Below are 17,577 nucleotides of genomic sequence, written 5' to 3'. Positions count from 1 at the left end.
CACGGCTGATGTGTTCTCGGCCGGTCGGCGTGTCGGTCATGCAAGCCGTACTCCGGCCGTGCTGCGTACGGCCGCGACGACCGGCGATCTGCGCAGCGCCAGGGACATGCGGACGAGGTCGCGCGGGCCGTCGTGGGGCCCGGCGGGGGCCTCCGCCGCGCTGATGACGCGGCCCTCCGGGTCCCTGGCCCGGGCCCGCACCGCCGCCGTCACCATCGCCGCGTCGGCCTCCGCCCGGGCCTGGACCGGGTCGGAGCCCGCGGCCACTGCGGCGTCGTAGGCGTGTGCGCGCAGATCGGGATCGAAGTAGGGGTACAGGCTCAGCATGCCGTCGTGGATGTCGGACTCCCGCTGAGTGACCTGCAGTTCCGCCGACGACCACCAGGAGATGCGCCCCTCGCGGCCGGTATGGGCGGACACCGGCCGCAGCTCGCGCCACAGCGGTCCCAGCCGGCGATAGGTGGACCAGGTGGTCCACTGGTCCCCGACACGACGGCAGGCGAGCGGCAGACAGAAGCCCACGGCGCTGATCTGGCCGCCGATCGAGGCGAGCGCGGGTGCGGCATAGGTGCTGAGGTCGTCGAGGTTCCCGCCGCTCCAGCGGGCGATCACGGCCGTGAACTTGGTCGCCAGATAGGCCATGTTGAACAGGTAGCCGGTCACGATGATCAAGAGACCGGCCCGCAGCCAGCCGTGGACCTGCAGAGCCCACCGCCAGCACAGCACGGTCATCGCGAGGCTCGCCACGGTCAGCGCCGCGAGATAGAGCACGATCATCTCGCGGATGTACGGCGTGAGGGCGTAGTAGGTGTCGAAGTCGCGCAGCCGCTCCACCGGTGTGTCACCCAGGGCGAACAGTACGACCAGGGCGACGATCACCATGCCGTATCCCGCGGTGATCCGCCGGGTGAGGCTGCGGGTGACGGCGGGCGGCCCGCCCCGCCAGTTGACGACGAGCACCAGACAGGCCGCGCTGAACGCGCTCAGCAGGGCGTACACCAGCGGGGCGGAGACATTGGTGATGCCGGTGAGGTCGTTGACCTTCACGATGGTGGGCGGCGCGGCGAAGAAGAACACCGCACCCGCCAGGGCGAGCAGCGCGCACACGGAGCGCAGCAGCGGGTCGCGCCAGGAGCGCACCAGCGCCGGCGCCTTGAAGGCGAAGGCGACCGCCATCGCGGTGGCGGGTATGTAGTAGCTCGAACCGTCCATCGTGTCCGTGTCCCGCGCGCCTCAGCGGCCCTGCGGCCCGCGGTAGCCGAGCGAGGCCTCGATCCGGCCCGCCAGATCGTCCCGCTGGACGGGGCCGCGCAGCGAGGAACCCGCCAGCCACGTACGGCACTTGCTGGCCAGCAGCAGACCGAAGCTCTCGGCCTCCTGCTCGTCCGCGAGGTCGAAGTGCGTACGCGCGGCGACCTTGTGGACGGTCGCCTGGAGATCGGTGGTGTCGCTGAGCAGGCGCGCCGCGACCGTGGCCCCCTCCACGGCGTGGCCCTGGTGGCCGGCGTTCATGTGCCACAGTTCGTGACCGAGGATGACCAACTGGTGGTCCGGAGCGGTGCGTTCCTCGACGACCACCAGGTCCTGGTCGGCCATGTCGAGCCAGAGGCCGCTCGCGGTGCCGGGCGGGAAGGCCGCCATGCGGAACTGGACGGGGCGGCCCCGGCGTCTGCTCATGCCCGCGCACAGCGCGGTGTACAGGTCGGCGGGTGCCGCCGGCGCCGGGAGCGAGAGCTCCCCCATCAACTCACCGCACAGGCGGCGCATTTCCCTTCCGATGCCCACGGTTCTCCCCAGGATCAGGACTCGGGCCGCTTGACGCTCTCCAGGAGCATGTCCAGCCACTCCGCGACCTTGTCGCGGTGCTGGTCGGTGGGCAGCTGGGCCGCCCGCCAGGCGATGCCGCGGACGCCATGGTCCTGCAACAGCCGCTCCAGCGGGTCGTCGGCGGTGGCGGCCGCCGCGCGCTCGCGGTCGGCGAGCTGCTGGAGGAGTTCCTGTTCCTTGCGCTGGAGGGCGTTCGCGAGTGCCTCGGGGTCCTCGGCCGTGAGGAACCCGGCATGCACCCTGAAGAAGCGCTGAATGGCGTCGCAGTGCTCCATGGTGGGGCGCCGGTCGCCGTTGATGAGAGCGCCCGCCTGCTGGCGGGACATGCCCGCGCCGTCGGCGATCTCCTGCTGGGTGTACTTGCGGCCGTTGGGCTTGAGCCGGGTGCGGCGCAGCAGGTCGAGCCGCTGCAGAAAGCGCGCCTGGAGATCCGGCTCCCCGGCGGGCACCCCGCTCAGCAGGGCCCTCACCACCGGCTCCGGGACGCCGGAGGCGACCGACAGACGCGAGACGGCGAAGATCTCCTCGTGCGGCACCCCCACCCGGTCGGCGAGAGCGGTGACACGGGCGACGACGCCCGGCAGCAGACCCGTCGCCGTGGCGCCCGGAACCTCGAAGCCATCCGTCACCGACAGATCTCCTACGTCTCTTCTCACATCGTTCATAGTCGTCCGGAACCATCCGGAGATTAGCCGTTCTCTCGAACTCACATCCAGGTCTCGCCACAACTGTGGCGAGATTCGGCCGTCAACCGACGCCAAATGCCACGATAGTTGACACAGCTCGATCCGGCGCAGCAGGATCAGGGCGCCGCGTGCAGGCCGTAAGGGCAAGAGGGGTGACCTCCCGATGGCGTTTCAGGCAGGAGGGCAGCGGTCGCAGCCGCGGCCCGTCCCCGAGAGTCCGGAAGCAAGGGCGTACCTGCAGGACTACGCCATGCTCCTGGAGGCCGCGCCCTTTCCGTCCGTCGTCTTCGACCACCGCTGGGACGTCGTTCTCGTCAACTCCGCGTTCGAGACCCTCTTCCGCGGGGTGGGACCGCATCCGACGGCCATGCCCGCCGACAACTTCCTGCGGTTCGTGCTGTTCCACCCGGACGCGGGCACGGTCCTCGGCGAGCACGAGTCGCGTTGGTGTCTGCCGATGCTGGCGCACTTCGCGGCGGCGATGGAGCGCCACGGCCACGACCATGGACTTCAGGCCATTCGCCGGGAGATCGCCCAGGACCCGATCATGGACGCCGCCTACCGGCAGGGCCTGCCGCACTGGATCCGCGCGGCCGGCCCGGGCGCCGTGGAGCACGACGGGGCGGTGCGCCCGCTGCTGCACCCCGACCCGCGCTGGGGTGGCGAGTGCCGGGTGGTCGGGGAGACGCCCAAGTCCCTTCAGGCCATGGGCTACTCGAAGCTGACGCTGGTGCTGCGCGAGGCGCGCCGCCCGGCGCCCGCCGTCCGGAGCCCGCGCCGCACCCGGCGCACGACAGGCCACCTCAGCGTGGTGCCCGCACCACCGGACTGAGACCCTCCTCAACGCCCCGGCTCCGTCGGTGTTCAGGTCACCGACGGCGCCGGGGCCCGCGGCGACCGCCGGCTCAGGCGGGCACGACCAGCACGAGCGGAATCCCGTCGCACGGGACCAGCCGCAGTCCCCGCCGCACCTGAGGCCGGGCCCCCTCCAGCACCGCCGCGAAGTCCGGCCCCTTGGTGAGCGATCCGGCCAGATGTGCCGGGTCGGCCGAGGCCGCCACCCGGCCCCGGGCGTTGACCAGATGCGCGGGCCCGGGCAGCCGGCGCAGCAGGGGGAGCACCGCCGCCTCGAAGTGCCGTAGGTAGACGTCGGCCGCGGCGACCCCCGCGAAGTGTCCCGCGAGGAGCACGGGCGCCGACAGGGTGAGGCTGTACTCGTCCGAGCAGAGGTAGTCCACATAGGGTCCGGCCACCGCCCGCCGCCCGGTGTCACGAGGCAGCGCGAACCAGTCCCAGTGCGTGTAGTCGGAGTACGCCGAGTGCGCCGGATCCAGGTCGGGCAGCAGAGGCCGTACGTCACCGTTCGCGCCGGTCTGCCACCACTCCAGCCATGCCGGTACGTCGCTCAGCAGGCCGGGGGCCGCGACGAACCCGACACCGGACACCAACTCCTGCCGGGCCAGCCGGGCATGGAGCCCCGGGCGCAGCGCGGCCAGGTCCGCGGTCGCGGGCCGGATGCCCCGTTCGGCCACCCGGGACAGCAGCGCCGTGGTGTCGGCGCGGGTCTCCGCGACGGCGTCGAACACCGCCTCCAGCGCGGACCGCACCCGGGCCGTCACCTGCGCTTCCGGCGGTGCCGCCAGACCGGTGCTCGTGATCATCGGCGCCCTCCCGCGCACACGACCGGATGCCGGCGCGTCCGTGGAGCTCCGCACAGAACGGGAGTCCGATCAGCTCGCGGCGTCTGGTGCGTGCGTGCCAGACGCCGAGCCGGGCGCTTGTTCTGTTCGGAGCTCTTACAGGTCGAGGCGCAGCGCGATGAGCCGTGCCGTCGATTCCCGGACGCACCGCTCGGCCAGCTCCCTGGCCGAATCGTGCGCCCCATCCTGCACTGCGGAGATCACGGCGCGGTGACGGTCCGCCACCTCTTCGCGATAGGTGTCGTCCCCGAGGACGAGGCACAGCAGCGCGCCGACCTCCGTCTGGAGCCCGACCTGCTCCCGGGTGAGCCGGGCGGACTGGGCCGCCGCCGCCAGCTCCACATGGAACCGGCCGTAGACCCGGCTGCGCGCCGCCGGGTCCTCGGCTGCCGCGAACTCCTCCAACGTGCGCCGCAGCGGCTGGAGGTCGTCCGGGCCGGTCCGCTGGGCGGCGAGCCGGGCGGCGGTGCCGGAGACGGCCGCCCAGTGGTCGCCGAGATCGCGCAGCTCCTCCGTGCTCCAGCCGGCCAGCCGCAGCTTGATCCGTTCCTCGGCCGGGTCCTCGGGCAGCGAGACGAAGCTGCCGCCGCCGCGTCCCCGCCGGGTGGTGACCAGGCCCTGCTGCCGCAGCGCCATGAGCGCCTCCCGCAGGGTCACGGTGGACACCCCGAGCTGTCCCGCCAGCTCGCTCTCGCCGGGCAGCTGCTCCCCGTCGGCGAGCAGCCCCAGTTCGATGGCGTCGCCGAGGCGCCGGACGACCGTCTCCACGCGTGCGCGGGTGTCCACGGGAGAGAAGACGGCTCTCCGGGCCCCGCCGCCCCAGTTGTGCTTCACGGCCACCACCTTGTGCGTTGACTCAACCTTTACCCTAAAGGGGTCTTGAGCTTTGAACTATGAGTTCATATCTTTTCGACCAGAGTACGAACGGAAGAGTGCACCAGAAAGGTTCCCGTCCATGGAGGGAAGCGCGATCCGGCTGCGAGGGCTGCGGAAGGAGTTCGGTGACACGGCTGCGGTGGCCGGGGTGGACCTGGAGATAGCCGACGGGGAGTTCTTCTCCATGCTCGGCCCGTCCGGCTCCGGCAAGACCACCGTCCTGCGCATGATCGCGGGCTTCGAGAGCCCCACCTCCGGCGCCATAGAGCTGGCCGGCCAGGACGTCACCGGGCTGGCGCCCTTCGAGCGGGACGTGCACACCGTCTTCCAGGACTACGCGCTCTTCCCGCACATGACCGTCGAGCAGAACGTGGCCTACGGCCTCAAGGTCCGCAAGGTGCCCAAGGCCGAGCGGCTCACCCGGGCCCGCGAGGCGCTCGCCGGCGTACGTCTCGAAGCCTTCGGCAAGCGGCGGCCCGGACAGCTCTCCGGCGGCCAGCGGCAGCGGGTCGCACTCGCCCGCGCCCTCGTCGGCCGCCCCCGTCTGCTGCTCCTCGACGAGCCGCTCGGCGCCCTCGACCTCAAGCTGCGCGAGCAGATGCAGGTCGAACTCAAGGCGATCCAGCGGGAGGTGGGGATCACCTTCGTGTTCGTCACCCACGACCAGGAGGAGGCCCTGACGATGAGCGACCGCATCGCCGTCTTCAACCAGGGCCGCATCGAGCAGGTCGGCACGCCCGCCGAGATCTACGAGCGCCCCGCCACCGCGTTCGTCGCCTCGTTCGTCGGCACCTCGAACCTGCTCCAGGGCGAGGCGGCCGAGCGGATCGTCGGCACCGCGGGCACGTACAGCATCAGGCCCGAGAAGATCCGGGTCCTGAAGGAGTCCGCCGACGCGGACGAGCCGGAGCACTCCACCGCCGTCGGCACCGTCGCCGAAGTGGTCTACCTGGGAGACGCCACCCGCTTCCTCGTCGACCTCGACGCGGGCGGCCGTCTCACCGCGCTCCAGCAGAACCTGGAGACCTCCTCCGAGGACGTCGCCGCCTACCGCGGCACCCGGGTGCGCCTCCAGTGGCACCGCCGCCATGCCGTCCAGGTCCCGGACGCCCGCTGACCCCCCGCACCAGCCCCCACCGTCACGTATGGAGAACGACGTGCGTCTCACCATCGGTACCCTGAAGGCCGCCGCCGCTGCCGCGGTGCTGCTCGCGGCCACCGCCTGCGGCTCGTCCGGCTCGGGCGGCTCGTCCTCGTCCACCGGCCTCAACCCGCCCGATCTGAAGGCGCAGACGAAGCTGGGCAAGTCCGAGGGGCAGGTCAACCTCGTCGCCTGGGCCGGCTATGTCGAGGACGGCTCCAACGACGCCAAGGTGAACTGGGTCGGCGACTTCGAGAAGCAGACCGGCTGCCAGGTGCACTCCAAGGTCGCGGCCAGCTCCGACGAGATGGTCAAGCTGATGAAGACCGGCGAGTACGACGCGGTCTCCGCCTCCGGCGACGCCTCCCTGCGCCTGATCGCCTCCGGCGACGCGGCGCCGGTCAACACCGACCTGGTGCCGAACTACAAGGACGTCTTCGCCGACCTGAAGCTCCAGCCGTGGAACTCGGTCAAGGGCAAGGCCTACGGCATCCCGCACGGCCGCGGCGCCAACCTGCTGATGTACAACACGGACAAGGTCAAGCCCGCGCCGACGTCCTGGTCCGCCGTCTTCGACGACGCGTCCAGGTACAAGGGCCACGTCACCGCGTACGACTCCCCGATCTACATCGCCGACGCGGCGCTCTATCTGAAGGCCACCAAGCCCGAACTGAAGATCAAGGACCCGTACGCGCTCGACCAGAAGCAGTTCGACGCGGCCGTCGGCCTGCTGAAGAAGCAGAACGCGAACGTGGGCGAGTACTGGGGCGACTACCTCAAGGAGGTGTCCGCCTTCAAGAGCGGCGACTCCGTGGTCGGCACCACCTGGCAGGTCATCGCCAACCTCGCGCAGAGTGAGGGCGCCAAGGTCAAGGCCTCCGTACCCAAGGAGGGTTCGACCGGCTGGTCCGACACCTGGATGATCTCGGCCAAGGCCAAGCACCCCAACTGCGCCTACCAGTGGATGAACTGGATCATCTCGCCGAAGGTCAACGCCCAGGTCGCCGAGTACTTCGGCGAGGCGCCGTCCAACGCCAAGGCGTGCGAGGAGACCAGCGACAAGAACTTCTGCACCACCTACCACGCGGCCGACACGGCCTACTGGAAGAACATCGCCTTCTGGAACACCCCCATCGAGCAGTGCCTCGACGGCCGTACGGACGTCAAGTGCGTGCCGTACGCCAAGTGGGTCCAGGCCTGGACCGAGATCAAGGGCTGAGGACACGACCATGACCGCCACCCTGCCTGCCGCCGGACGGACCCCCGTCCGGCGGCTCGCCGGGCTGCTGCACCGCCGTCCGCGGCTGCGGCTGTCCCTGCTGCTGACCGCGCCCCTGCTGTGGCTGGCCGTGCTCTATCTCGGCTCGCTCGCCGTGCTGTTCGTCTCCGCCTTCTGGACGACGGACTCCTTCACCTCCGAGGTGGTGAAGGTCTGGTCCACGGACAACTTCCACGAGCTGCTGACCACGCCCGTCTTCCGCCAGGTGATCCTGCGCAGCATCGGCGTGGCCCTCGCGGTCACCGTCCTGTGCGCGCTGATCGCCTTCCCGCTGGCCTTCTACACCGCACGCGTCGCCCGCCCCAGGTGGCGGCCCCTGCTGGTGGTCGCCATCCTGACGCCCCTGTGGGCGAGTTACCTCGTGAAGGTGTACGCCTGGCGGCTGATCCTGTCCGAGGGCGGGCTCGCCGACTGGATGCTGCGGCCGTTCGGGCTGAGCGGACCCGGCTTCGGGCTCCCGGCGACCGTCATCACGCTGACCTACCTCTGGCTGCCGTACATGATCCTGCCGATCCACACGGCGTTCGAACAGCTGCCCACGGGCCTGCTGGACGCCTCCGCCGACCTGGGGGCGCGCCCCGGCCGCACCTTCCGCTCGGTCGTGCTGCCGATGGTGCTCCCGTCCGTGGCCGCCGGCTCGGTCTTCACCTTCTCGCTCAGCCTCGGTGACTACATCACCGTGCAGATCGTCGGCGGCAAGACCCAGCTGATCGGCAACCTCGTCTACTCCAACATCGAACTCAACCTGCCCATGGCCGCAGCGCTGGGCACGGTTCCGGTGCTGGTCATCGTGCTGTACCTGCTGGCGATGCGCCGTACGGGCGCGCTCAGCAGCATCTAGAACTCCGCAGCCTCCAGCAGGGGTACCCGTCATGCAACTGTCCCGCTCCGCGCGTATCGCGCTGCGCGTCGCCGCCGGCCTCGGCTTCGCGGTGATCTATGTCCCGCTCGCCCTCGTTCTGGTCAACTCCTTCAACCCGGACCGCAGCGCGAGCTGGCCGCCGCCCGGATGGACCGCCCACTGGTGGTCGGTGGCCTGGGAGAACGCGGGGGCCCGCAGCGCGCTGTGGGTCTCGGTGAAGGCGGGTCTCGGCGCCACGGCGATCGCGCTGGCGCTCGGCACGCTGATCGCCTTCGCGGTGGCCCGGCACCGCTTCTTCGGCCGCGACGCCATCTCCTTCGTGGTCGTCCTGCCGATCGCGCTGCCCGGCATCGTCACCGGCATCGCGCTCAACTCGGCGTTCAGCACGGTCCTGGAGCCGCTCGGCGTCGGACTCGGCCTGTTCACCGTGGTCGTCGGCCACGCCACCTTCTGCATCGTCGTGGTCTTCAACAACGTCGTCGCGCGACTGCGCCGCACCTCCGGCTCCTACGAGGAGGCGGCGATGGACCTGGGCGCCGACACCTTCCGCGCCTTCGTGGACGTCACGTTCCCGCTGGTGCGCTCGGCGCTGTTCGCGGGCGCGCTGCTGTCCTTCGCACTCTCCTTCGACGAGATCGTGGTCACGACGTTCACGGCCGGTCCCGGCATCGAGACCCTGCCGATCTGGATCTTCAACAACATGACCCGCCCTCAGCAGGCCCCGGTCGTGAACGTCGTCGCGGCGGTACTCGTCGTGCTGTCGGTGGTCCCGATCTACATCGCCCAGCGCCTGTCGGCGGACACGGCGACGGAGAGCAGGATCTGACGCCGGCGCAGGGCCGGATCGGTCGGCGACGGAGAGCGGGATCCACCGGAGGACCTGACGGGGCGCGGTGCCGGGGAACCCGGGGGCCGCGCCCCGGCGCCGTTCAGGTCCGGCTGAGGCGTCAACGCAAGCCGCTTGCATTATTTGCGCTATTCTTGCGTCCATGACGCGACGACTTGCTGAGGTGGCGAAAAAGGTCGGGGTCAGTGAGGCCACGGTCAGCCGGGTGCTCAACGGTAAGCCCGGGGTCTCCGAGGTCACCCGGCAGGCGGTGCTCTCCGCGCTCGACGTCCTCGGCTACGAGCGGCCCACGCAACTGCGCGGTGAGCGGGCGCGGCTCGTCGGGCTGGTCCTGCCCGAGCTGCAGAACCCCATCTTCCCCGCCTTCGCCGAGGTGATCGGCGGCGCGCTCGCCCAGCTGGGACTGACCCCGGTGCTGTGCACCCAGACCAAGGGCGGGGTCTCCGAGGCGGACTACGTGGCGCTGCTGCTGCAACAGCAGGTCTCCGGGGTGGTCTTCGCCGGCGGGCTCTACGCACAGGCCGACGCCCCGCACGACCACTACCGGCTGCTCGCGGACCGCAACATCCCGGTGGTGCTGGTCAACGCGGCCATAGAACACCTCGGCTTCCCGGGCGTCTCCTGCGACGACGCCGTGGCCGTCGAGCAGGCCTGGCGTCACCTCGCCTCGCTGGGGCACGAGCGGATCGGCCTGGTCCTCGGCCCGAGCGACCATGTGCCGTCGGCCCGGAAGCTGGCCGCGGCGCGGGCGATCGCCGGGGAGCTGCCGGACGAGTTCGTCGCCCGGGCCATGTTCTCGATCGAGGGCGGGCACGCGGCGGCCGCCAAGCTCATCGACCGCGGGGTCACCGGCTTCATCTGCGCCAGCGATCCGCTGGCCCTCGGTGTCGTGCGGGCCGCCCGCCGCAAGGGACTCGACGTGCCCTCCCGGATCTCCGTCGTGGGATATGACGACTCCGCCCTGATGAACTGCACGGAACCGCCGCTCACCACCGTCCGCCAGCCCATCGAGTCGATGGGGAAGGCCGTCGTCGAGCTGCTCAACGCCCAGATCGGCGGGAGGTCCGTACCGGCCGACGAACTTCTCTTCGAGCCGGAGCTGGTGGTGCGCGGATCGACCGCGCAAGCGCCTCGTGGCTGAGATCCACTCTGCTGTCGAATAATTACAGATTCTGCGCGACATCTTGCGAAGGGATGTCGGCGGTGCTTGAGTGTGCGGCGCCCACCGCTCACGCCCAGAGGGGTCCACCGATGAGAAGCACCGGGTTCCGCCGTACCTTCGCCGCGATCGGCGTCTGCTCCCTCGCCCTCACCGCCGCCGCCTGCGGATCGAGCGACGACTCGGCGAGCGGCAAGACGCGCATCACGGTCAACTGCGAGCCGCCCAAGAGCGCCAAGGTCGACCGCCGGTTCTTCGAGGAGGACATCGCCTCCTTCGAGAAGCAGCACCAGGACATCGACGTCGTCGCCCACGACGCGTTCCCCTGCGAGGACCCCAAGACCTTCGACGCCAAGCTCGCCGGCGGTCAGATGGAGGACGTGTTCTACACGTACTTCACCGACGTCAAGCATGTCGTCGCCACCGGCCAGGCGGCCGATCTCACTCCGTACGTCAAGGAGTTGAAGAGCTACGACACCCTCCAGCAGCAGCTGCGCGACATCTACACCGTCGACGGCAAGATCTACGGCATCCCGCGCACCGGCTACTCGATGGGCCTGATCTACAACAGGAAGCTCTTCCAGCAGGCCGGCCTCGACCCCGACCGGCCGCCCACGACCTGGGAGGAACTCCGCGCCGACGCCAAGAAGATCGCCGCGCTCGGCAACGGAACCGTGGGCTACGCCGACTACAGCGCCCAGAACCAGGGCGGCTGGCACTTCACGGCCGAGCTGTACGCACAGGGCGGGGACGTCGTCTCCGCCGACGGCAAGAAGTCCACCGTGGACACCCCCGAAGCGCACGCCGTGCTGCAGAACCTCCACGACATGCGCTGGACCGACAACTCCATGGGCAGCAAGCAGCTCCTCGTCATCAACGACGTCCAGCAGATGATGGGCTCAGGAAAGCTCGGCATGTACCTCTCCGCCCCCGACAACATCCCGATCCTGGTCAAGGAGAAGGGCGGCAACTACGACGACCTCGCCATCGCCCCCATGCCCGGCGGCAAGGGCACGCTCATCGGCGGCGACGGCTACATGTTCAGCAAGAAGGACACCCCGGCGCAGATCCGCGCGGGCCTGAAGTGGCTCGACCACATGTTCCTCACCCCGGGCAAGGGCTTCCTCGGCGACTACGCCCGTGCCAGGAAGAACAACGCACCCGTCGGACTGCCCGAGCCCCGGCTGTTCACCGGCGCCGCCGACGCCAAGGACCAGCAGGTGAAGAAGGCCAACGCCAATGTCCCGGTGAAGAACTACCAGTCCTTCCTCGAGGGCAACCAGAGCCTGCAGATGAAGATCGAGCCGCCGAACGCCCAGCAGATCTACTCCGTCCTCGACGGCACCGTCTCCGCCGTACTGACCAAGAAGGACGCCGACATCGGCCAGCTCCTCAAGGACGCCGGCGGAAAGATCGACGCCATTCTGGCCCGGAGCTGACCCTCATGACGCAGACCGCCGCACGGCGGCCCGTCGAGACGGTCGCCGTCCACCCGGTGCAGGCGCCGCCCCCGTCGAGGGGCCGGGGGCGGCGCCGCCTCGCCGACCAGGCGCGCGCATACGGCTTCCTGCTCGGCGGCCTGCTCTGCTTCGCCCTGTTCTCCTGGTACCCCGCGATCCGTGCGGTCGTGATCGCCTTCCAGAAGTACACGCCCGGCTCCCCGCCCGAGTGGGTCGGCACCGCCAACTTCACCCGGGTGCTGCACGACCCGGAGTTCGCGGCCGCCTGGCGCAACACACTCACCTTCACCCTGCTGGCGCTGCTGATCGGCTTCGCGGTCCCCTTCGTGCTGGCCCTCGTCCTGAACGAACTGCGCCACGCCCGGGCCTTCTTCCGGGTCGTGGTCTATCTGCCGGTGATGATCCCACCGGTGGTCAGCGCACTGCTGTGGAAGTGGTTCTACGACCCCGGGGCCGGCCTCGCCAACGAGACGCTGCGCTTTCTGCACCTGCCCACCTCCAACTGGACCAACGGCGCCGACACCGCCCTGGTCTCCCTGGTGCTCGTCGCGACCTGGGCCAACATGGGCGGCACCGTCCTGATCTACCTGGCCGCGCTCGCGTCCATCCCCGGCGAGCTGTACGAGGCCGCCGAACTGGACGGTGCGAACCTCCTCCAGCGCATACGCCATGTGACGATCCCACAGACGCGGTTCGTCATCCTGATGCTGATGCTGCTTCAGATCATCGCGACCATGCAGGCCTTCACGGAGCCGTTCGTGATCACCGGCGGCGGACCGGAGAGCGCCACGGTCACCGTCCTGTACCTGATCTACAAATACGCCTTTCTCTACAACGACTTCGGCGGCGCCTGCGCGCTGAGCGTCATGCTCCTCGTGCTGCTCGGCGTCTTCTCCGCCGGTTATCTGCGGCTCACCCGCGCCGGGGAGGACGCCGTATGAGCACCCGTACCCTGATCTCGCCGGCCACGCTCGCCCGGCCCCGGGGCAGGGCCCTCTACTGGACCGTGTTCACCGGCGTCGTCCTGCTCTTCGCGCTCGCCTTCCTCTTCCCGGTCTACTGGATGGTGACGGGCGCGATGAAGTCACCGGACGAGATCGCCCGGACCCCGCCGACACTGCTGCCGAAGCACTGGCACATCAGCGGTTACACCGACGCCTGGGACCTGATGCAGCTGCCGCAGCACCTGTGGAACACGGTGGTGCAGGCGGCCGGCGCGTGGGCGTTCCAGCTGGTGTTCTGCACGGCCGCCGCCTACGCCCTGTCCAAGCTGAGCCCCGCCTTCGGCAAGGTGATCCTCGGCGGCATCCTCGCCACCCTGATGGTCCCGGCCCAGGCGCTGGTCGTCCCCAAGTACCTGACCGCCGCCGACCTTCCGCTGATCCACACCAGCCTGCTCAACGACCCCCTCGGCATCTGGCTGCCGGCCGTCGCCAACGCCTTCAACCTGTACCTGCTGAAGCGGTTCTTCGACCAGCTGCCGCGCGACGTCCTGGAGGCCGCCGAGATCGACGGCGCGGGCCGCCTGCGCATCCTGTGGTCGGTCGTCCTCCCCATGTCCCGGCCGGTGCTCGGCGTGGTGTCGATCTTCGCGCTGGTCGCCGTCTGGCAGGACTTCCTGTGGCCGCTGATGATCTTCTCCGACACCGACAGGCAGCCGATCAGCGTGGCCCTGGTCCAGCTCTCGCAGAACATCCAGCTCACCGTGCTCGTCGCCGCGATGGTGATCGCCAGCATCCCGATGGTCGCGCTGTTCCTCGTCTTCCAGCGGCACATCATCGCCGGTATCAGCGCGGGCAGCACCAAGGGCTGAACCGGCCCCTGGCACCCCCGAGACAGAAAGGCCCGCACCGTGGGACAGCCCACTCCTGCCCGCACCGCCCGCACCGCCCGGACCGACCGTGACTGGTGGCGTTCGGCCGTCATCTACCAGGTGTATGTCCGCAGCTTCGCGGACGGCGACGGCGACGGCACCGGGGACCTCGCGGGCGTCCGCGCGAGACTGCCGTATCTCGCCGAACTCGGCGTGGACGCACTGTGGTTCAACCCCTGGTATCTGTCGCCCATGAAGGACGGCGGCTACGACGTCGCCGACTACCGTGCCGTAGACCCGGCCTTCGGCGACCTCGCCGAGGCCGAGAAACTCATCTCCGAGGCACGCGATCTGGGTATCCGCACGATCGTCGACATCGTGCCCAACCACGTCTCCGACCGGCACCCCTGGTTCCGGGCAGCCCTCGCCGCCGGACCGGGCAGCCCCGAGCGCGAACTGTTCCACTTCCGGCCCGGACGCGGAGCCGACGGTGCACTCCCGCCCAACGACTGGCCGTCCCAGTTCGTCGGCTCCACCGAACCGGTGTGGACCCGGCTGCCCGACGGCGACTGGTACCTGCATCTGTTCACCCCCGAGCAGCCCGACCTCAACTGGGCCCACCCGGCCGTCCGCCAGGAGCACGAGGACATCCTGCGCTTCTGGTTCGAACGCGGTGTCGCCGGCGTCCGCATCGACTCGGCGGCCCTGCTCGCCAAGGACCCGGACCTGCCCGACCTGGCCACGCACCCCGAGCCGCACCCGTTCGTCGACCGCGACGAACTCCACGACATCTACCGCTCCTGGCGGGCCGTCGCCGACGCCTACGACGGTGTGTTCGTCGGTGAGGTCTGGCTCCCCGACCCGGAACGCTTCGCCCGCTACCTCCGCCCCGACGAACTCCACACCGCCTTCAACTTCTCCTTTCTGTCCTGCCCCTGGGACGCCGGGCGTCTGCGTTCCGCCATCGACAGCACGCTCGCCGAGCACGCCCCCGTCGGCGCCCCCGCCACCTGGGTGTTGTGCAACCACGACGTCACCCGCACGGTCACCCGCTACGGCCGCGACGACACCGGCTTCGACTTCGCCGCCAAGACCTTCGGCACCTCCAGCGACCTGGCCCTCGGCACCCGGCGCGCCCGCGCGGCCGCCTTGCTGTCGCTGGCCCTGCCGGGCGCGGTCTACGTCTACCAGGGCGAGGAACTCGGCCTGCCCGAGGCCGACATCCCGCTCGACCGTATCCAGGACCCGATGTACTTCCGCTCCGGCGGCACCGACCCGGGCCGCGACGGATGCCGGGTGCCGCTGCCGTGGACGGCCGGCGCACCCCACGCGGGATTCGGCGGAGAGCCCTGGCTGCCGCAGCCCGCGTACTGGCCGACGTACGCGGCGGACCTCCAGGCGGCCGACCCCGGCTCGATGCTCAGCCTCTACCGTGCGGCGATCCGGATCCGGCCGGTGTTCGGCGACGGCCCGCCGACCTGGCTGCCCGCTCCCGAGGGTGTCCTCGCCTTCACCCGCGCCCAGGGCGTGAGCTGCATGGTGAACCTCGCCGCCGCCCCCGCCGAACTGCCCCCCGCCTCCCGGCTTCTGCTGGCCAGCGGCCCCCTGGACGAACAGGGCCGCCTTCCCCAGGACACGGCGGTCTGGCTGCGCGCCTGACCGCCGTCCCGCACCGCGCTATCCCACCACCCCCACCATGAAGGGATCAGCACATGCACGGGACCACCCGCACGGTCAGATCTGTCAGGCGCATGCCAGCAATCGGGGCCGTCGTCGCCCTCGCCGCCGGCATGCTCGTCACCCTCGGCGCACCCGCCGCCCACGCGGCCGCGGGCGCCTCCCTGCCTTTCACCTCGGTCGAGGCCGAGTCCGCCACCACCACCGGAACGAAGATCGGCCCCGACTACACCCAGGGCAGCCTCGCCTCCGAGGCCTCCGGCCGCCAGGCCGTCCGGCTCACCTCCGGACAGCGCGTCGAGTTCACCGTGCCCCGGGCCGCCAACGCCGTGAACCTCGCCTACAGCGTGCCGGACGGCCAGTCCGGCACGCTCAACGTGTACGTCAACGGGATCAGGCTGGCGAAGACCCTGGCCGTGACCTCCAGGTACTCCTACATCGACACCGGCTGGATCCCCGGCGCCAGGACCCATCACTTCTTCGACAACGCCCGCCTGCTGCTGGGCCAGAACGTCCAGCCGGGCGACAAGATCGCCTTCGAGTCGACCGGCACCCAGGTCACCGTCGACGTCGCCGACTTCGAGCAGGTGGCCGCCGCAGCGGCCCAGCCCGCCGGATCGGTCTCCGTCACCTCCAAGGGCGCCGACCCCAGCGGCCAGGGCGACTCCACCCAGGCCTTCCGCGACGCCATCGCCGCGGCCCAGGGGGGAGTGGTCTGGATCCCGCCGGGCGACTACCGGCTGACGTCCTCGCTGAGCGGGGTGCAGAACGTGACCCTCCAGGGCGCCGGCAGCTGGTGGTCCGTGGTGCACACCTCCCGCTTCATCGACCAGTCCGGCTCCGCGGGCAACGTCCACATCAAGGAGTTCGCGGTCCTCGGCGAGGTCACCGAGCGCGTCGACTCCAACCCCGACAACTTCGTCAACGGCGCGCTGGGACCGAACTCGTCCGTCTCCGGCATGTGGATTCAGCACATGAAGGTCGGCCTTTGGCTGATGGGCAACAACGACAACCTGGTCGTCGAGAACAACCGCATCCTCGACACCACCGCCGACGGCCTCAACCTCAACGGCACCGCCAAGGGCGTCCGGGTCCGCAACAACTTCCTGCGCAACCAGGGCGACGACGCGCTCGCCATGTGGTCGCTGTACTCGCCGGACACCAACAGCAGCTTCGAGAACAACACCATCTCGCAGCCCAACCTCGCCAACGGCATCGCGATCTACGGCGGCACGGACCTCGCGGTGCGAAACAACCTGATCTCCGACACCAACGCCCTCGGCAGCGGTATCGCGATCTCCAACCAGAAGTTCCTGGACCCGTTCTCCCCGCTGGCCGGCACCATCACGGTCGACGGCAACACACTCGTGCGCACCGGCGCGATGAACCCCAACTGGAACCATCCCATGGGCGCGCTGCGTGTCGACTCCTACGACAGTGCGATCAACGCCACCGTGAACATCACCAACACCACGATCACCGACAGCCCCTACGGCGCCTTCGAGTTCGTCTCCGGCGGCGGGCAGGGCTATCCCGTCCGGAACGTCACGGTGGACGGCGCCACCGTGCGCAACACCGGCACCGTCGTCGTCCAGGCCGAGGCCCAGGGCGCCGCCACCTTCCGCAACGTCTCCGCCACCTCGGTCGGCTCGGCGGGCGTCTACAACTGCCCCTATCCGGCGAACTCCGGTGCCTTCGCGCTCACCGACGGCGGCGGCAACTCCGGCTGGGGCAGCACCTGGTCGGACTGCTCGACCTGGCCCCAGCCCGGCCAGGGCAACCCGCCCCCGGACCCGGGCCGCAACCTCGCCAAGGGCCGCCAGGCCACCGCGAGCGGCTCCCAGGACGTCTACACCCCGGGCAGGGCGGTCGACGGGGACGCGAACAGCTACTGGGAGTCGACCAACAACGCCTTCCCGCAGTACTTCACCGTGGACCTCGGATCGTCGCAGGCGGTACGCCGGCTGGTGCTGAAACTGCCGCCGCTCTCGGTCTGGCAGGCACGCACCCAGACGCTGTCCGTGCTGGGCAGCACGGACGGATCCGGGTACACGACCGTGCTCGGCTCCGCGGACTACCGTTTCGACCCGGCGACCGGCAACACGGTGACCGTCACCCTGCCCGGCGGCACGAACCTGCGCTATCTGCGGCTGAACGTGACCGCCAACACCGGCTGGCCCGCCGCCCAGTTCAGCGAAGTGGAGGCGTACCTCTCATGACCGCGCGAGGAGCTCTGGCACCTTGAGGTTC

Annotated in this window: 16 protein-coding genes; 11 read left to right on the top strand and 5 right to left on the bottom strand. The window is 70.1% G+C overall.

Annotated features, from left to right (window positions below; genetic code table 11):
- Positions 1 to 36: 36 nt before the first annotated feature.
- The 3 genes from ACFY2Z_RS22165 to ACFY2Z_RS22155 are packed head-to-tail and all read right to left on the bottom strand — an operon-like array spanning position 37 to position 2,456.
- Positions 37 to 1,212: an MAB_1171c family putative transporter gene (locus ACFY2Z_RS22165; RefSeq protein WP_390745815.1), complete on the bottom strand. Its 1,176-nt coding sequence runs from the start codon at positions 1,210 to 1,212 to the stop codon at positions 37 to 39.
- Between the two features lie 21 nt (positions 1,213 to 1,233).
- The gene (locus ACFY2Z_RS22160; RefSeq protein WP_365166349.1) at positions 1,234 to 1,767 is read right to left on the bottom strand and encodes a toxin-antitoxin system, toxin component; all 534 of its coding nucleotides are present in this window, start codon (positions 1,765 to 1,767) and stop codon (positions 1,234 to 1,236) included.
- A gap of 32 nt (positions 1,768 to 1,799) precedes the next feature.
- On the bottom strand, positions 1,800 to 2,456 hold the full coding sequence (locus tag ACFY2Z_RS22155) for a helix-turn-helix domain-containing protein (RefSeq protein ID WP_390745814.1): 657 nt from the start codon (positions 2,454 to 2,456) through the stop codon (positions 1,800 to 1,802).
- 220 nt (positions 2,457 to 2,676) lie between these two features.
- On the opposite strand from ACFY2Z_RS22155, the gene ACFY2Z_RS22150 reads away from it, so the two are divergent.
- Positions 2,677 to 3,345, top strand: coding sequence for a hypothetical protein (locus ACFY2Z_RS22150; RefSeq protein WP_390745813.1), 669 nt, complete (start codon positions 2,677 to 2,679; stop codon positions 3,343 to 3,345).
- 73 nt (positions 3,346 to 3,418) lie between these two features.
- Here the strand turns inward: ACFY2Z_RS22150 and ACFY2Z_RS22145 are convergent, their stop codons facing one another.
- Positions 3,419 to 4,174 carry a cache domain-containing protein gene (locus ACFY2Z_RS22145; protein ID WP_390745812.1) on the bottom strand — a complete coding sequence of 252 codons (756 nt, stop codon included), beginning with the start codon at positions 4,172 to 4,174 and terminating at the stop codon, positions 3,419 to 3,421.
- A 135-nt stretch (positions 4,175 to 4,309) separates the two neighbouring features.
- Positions 4,310 to 5,056: a FadR/GntR family transcriptional regulator gene (locus tag ACFY2Z_RS22140; RefSeq protein WP_390745811.1), complete on the bottom strand. Its 747-nt coding sequence runs from the start codon at positions 5,054 to 5,056 to the stop codon at positions 4,310 to 4,312.
- A 112-nt stretch (positions 5,057 to 5,168) separates the two neighbouring features.
- On the opposite strand from ACFY2Z_RS22140, the gene ACFY2Z_RS22135 reads away from it, so the two are divergent.
- The 10 genes from ACFY2Z_RS22135 (at position 5,169) to ACFY2Z_RS22090 (ending at position 17,546) form a co-directional block, all read left to right on the top strand.
- The gene (locus ACFY2Z_RS22135) at positions 5,169 to 6,206 is read left to right on the top strand and encodes an ABC transporter ATP-binding protein (RefSeq protein ID WP_390745810.1); all 1,038 of its coding nucleotides are present in this window, start codon (positions 5,169 to 5,171) and stop codon (positions 6,204 to 6,206) included.
- Between the two features lie 28 nt (positions 6,207 to 6,234).
- Entirely contained in the window at positions 6,235 to 7,449 is a 1,215-nt protein-coding gene (locus ACFY2Z_RS22130; protein ID WP_390745809.1) for an ABC transporter substrate-binding protein, read from the top strand.
- Between the two features lie 10 nt (positions 7,450 to 7,459).
- On the top strand, positions 7,460 to 8,350 hold the full coding sequence (locus ACFY2Z_RS22125; RefSeq protein WP_390745808.1) for an ABC transporter permease: 891 nt from the start codon (positions 7,460 to 7,462) through the stop codon (positions 8,348 to 8,350).
- Positions 8,351 to 8,381: 31 nt separating this feature from the next.
- Entirely contained in the window at positions 8,382 to 9,197 is an 816-nt protein-coding gene (locus tag ACFY2Z_RS22120; RefSeq protein WP_390745807.1) for an ABC transporter permease, read from the top strand.
- Positions 9,198 to 9,360: 163 nt separating this feature from the next.
- Entirely contained in the window at positions 9,361 to 10,359 is a 999-nt protein-coding gene (locus ACFY2Z_RS22115; protein ID WP_390745806.1) for a LacI family DNA-binding transcriptional regulator, read from the top strand.
- A gap of 110 nt (positions 10,360 to 10,469) precedes the next feature.
- Positions 10,470 to 11,816 (top strand): ABC transporter substrate-binding protein, encoded by a 1,347-nt coding sequence (locus ACFY2Z_RS22110; RefSeq protein ID WP_390745805.1) that lies wholly within the window; start codon positions 10,470 to 10,472, stop codon positions 11,814 to 11,816.
- A gap of 5 nt (positions 11,817 to 11,821) precedes the next feature.
- Entirely contained in the window at positions 11,822 to 12,778 is a 957-nt protein-coding gene (locus tag ACFY2Z_RS22105) for a carbohydrate ABC transporter permease (protein ID WP_390745804.1), read from the top strand.
- A complete protein-coding gene (locus ACFY2Z_RS22100; RefSeq protein ID WP_390745803.1) occupies positions 12,775 to 13,650 on the top strand; it encodes a carbohydrate ABC transporter permease in 876 nt (291 codons plus the stop codon). The genes ACFY2Z_RS22105 and ACFY2Z_RS22100 overlap by 4 nt, the downstream gene beginning before the upstream one ends.
- Positions 13,651 to 13,689: 39 nt before the next feature.
- Positions 13,690 to 15,309, top strand: a complete 1,620-nt coding sequence (locus tag ACFY2Z_RS22095) for a glycoside hydrolase family 13 protein (RefSeq protein WP_390745802.1) — start codon at positions 13,690 to 13,692, stop codon at positions 15,307 to 15,309.
- A gap of 92 nt (positions 15,310 to 15,401) precedes the next feature.
- The gene (locus ACFY2Z_RS22090; RefSeq protein ID WP_390745801.1) at positions 15,402 to 17,546 is read left to right on the top strand and encodes a discoidin domain-containing protein; all 2,145 of its coding nucleotides are present in this window, start codon (positions 15,402 to 15,404) and stop codon (positions 17,544 to 17,546) included.
- The last annotated feature ends 31 nt before the right edge of the window (positions 17,547 to 17,577 follow it).

It is taken from the genome of Streptomyces sp. NPDC001222 (assembly GCF_042896945.1).
GTDB lineage: Bacteria > Actinomycetota > Actinomycetes > Streptomycetales > Streptomycetaceae > Streptomyces > Streptomyces gibsoniae.
This window is presented reverse-complemented; position numbering and strand designations above follow the sequence as displayed.

Coding starts and splice junctions, on each gene's coding strand:
- ACFY2Z_RS22160 (WP_365166349.1), bottom strand. CDS start 1,767: ATGCGCCGCCTGTGCGGTGAGTTGATGGGGGAGCTCTCGCTCCCGGCG.
- ACFY2Z_RS22105 (WP_390745804.1), top strand. CDS start 11,822: ATGACGCAGACCGCCGCACGGCGGCCCGTCGAGACGGTCGCCGTCCAC.
- ACFY2Z_RS22125 (WP_390745808.1), top strand. CDS start 7,460: ATGACCGCCACCCTGCCTGCCGCCGGACGGACCCCCGTCCGGCGGCTC.
- ACFY2Z_RS22110 (WP_390745805.1), top strand. CDS start 10,470: ATGAGAAGCACCGGGTTCCGCCGTACCTTCGCCGCGATCGGCGTCTGC.
- ACFY2Z_RS22090 (WP_390745801.1), top strand. CDS start 15,402: ATGCCAGCAATCGGGGCCGTCGTCGCCCTCGCCGCCGGCATGCTCGTC.
- ACFY2Z_RS22150 (WP_390745813.1), top strand. CDS start 2,677: ATGGCGTTTCAGGCAGGAGGGCAGCGGTCGCAGCCGCGGCCCGTCCCC.
- ACFY2Z_RS22115 (WP_390745806.1), top strand. CDS start 9,361: ATGACGCGACGACTTGCTGAGGTGGCGAAAAAGGTCGGGGTCAGTGAG.
- ACFY2Z_RS22120 (WP_390745807.1), top strand. CDS start 8,382: ATGCAACTGTCCCGCTCCGCGCGTATCGCGCTGCGCGTCGCCGCCGGC.
- ACFY2Z_RS22135 (WP_390745810.1), top strand. CDS start 5,169: ATGGAGGGAAGCGCGATCCGGCTGCGAGGGCTGCGGAAGGAGTTCGGT.
- ACFY2Z_RS22100 (WP_390745803.1), top strand. CDS start 12,775: ATGAGCACCCGTACCCTGATCTCGCCGGCCACGCTCGCCCGGCCCCGG.
- ACFY2Z_RS22130 (WP_390745809.1), top strand. CDS start 6,235: ATGGAGAACGACGTGCGTCTCACCATCGGTACCCTGAAGGCCGCCGCC.
- ACFY2Z_RS22165 (WP_390745815.1), bottom strand. CDS start 1,212: ATGGACGGTTCGAGCTACTACATACCCGCCACCGCGATGGCGGTCGCC.
- ACFY2Z_RS22145 (WP_390745812.1), bottom strand. CDS start 4,174: ATGATCACGAGCACCGGTCTGGCGGCACCGCCGGAAGCGCAGGTGACG.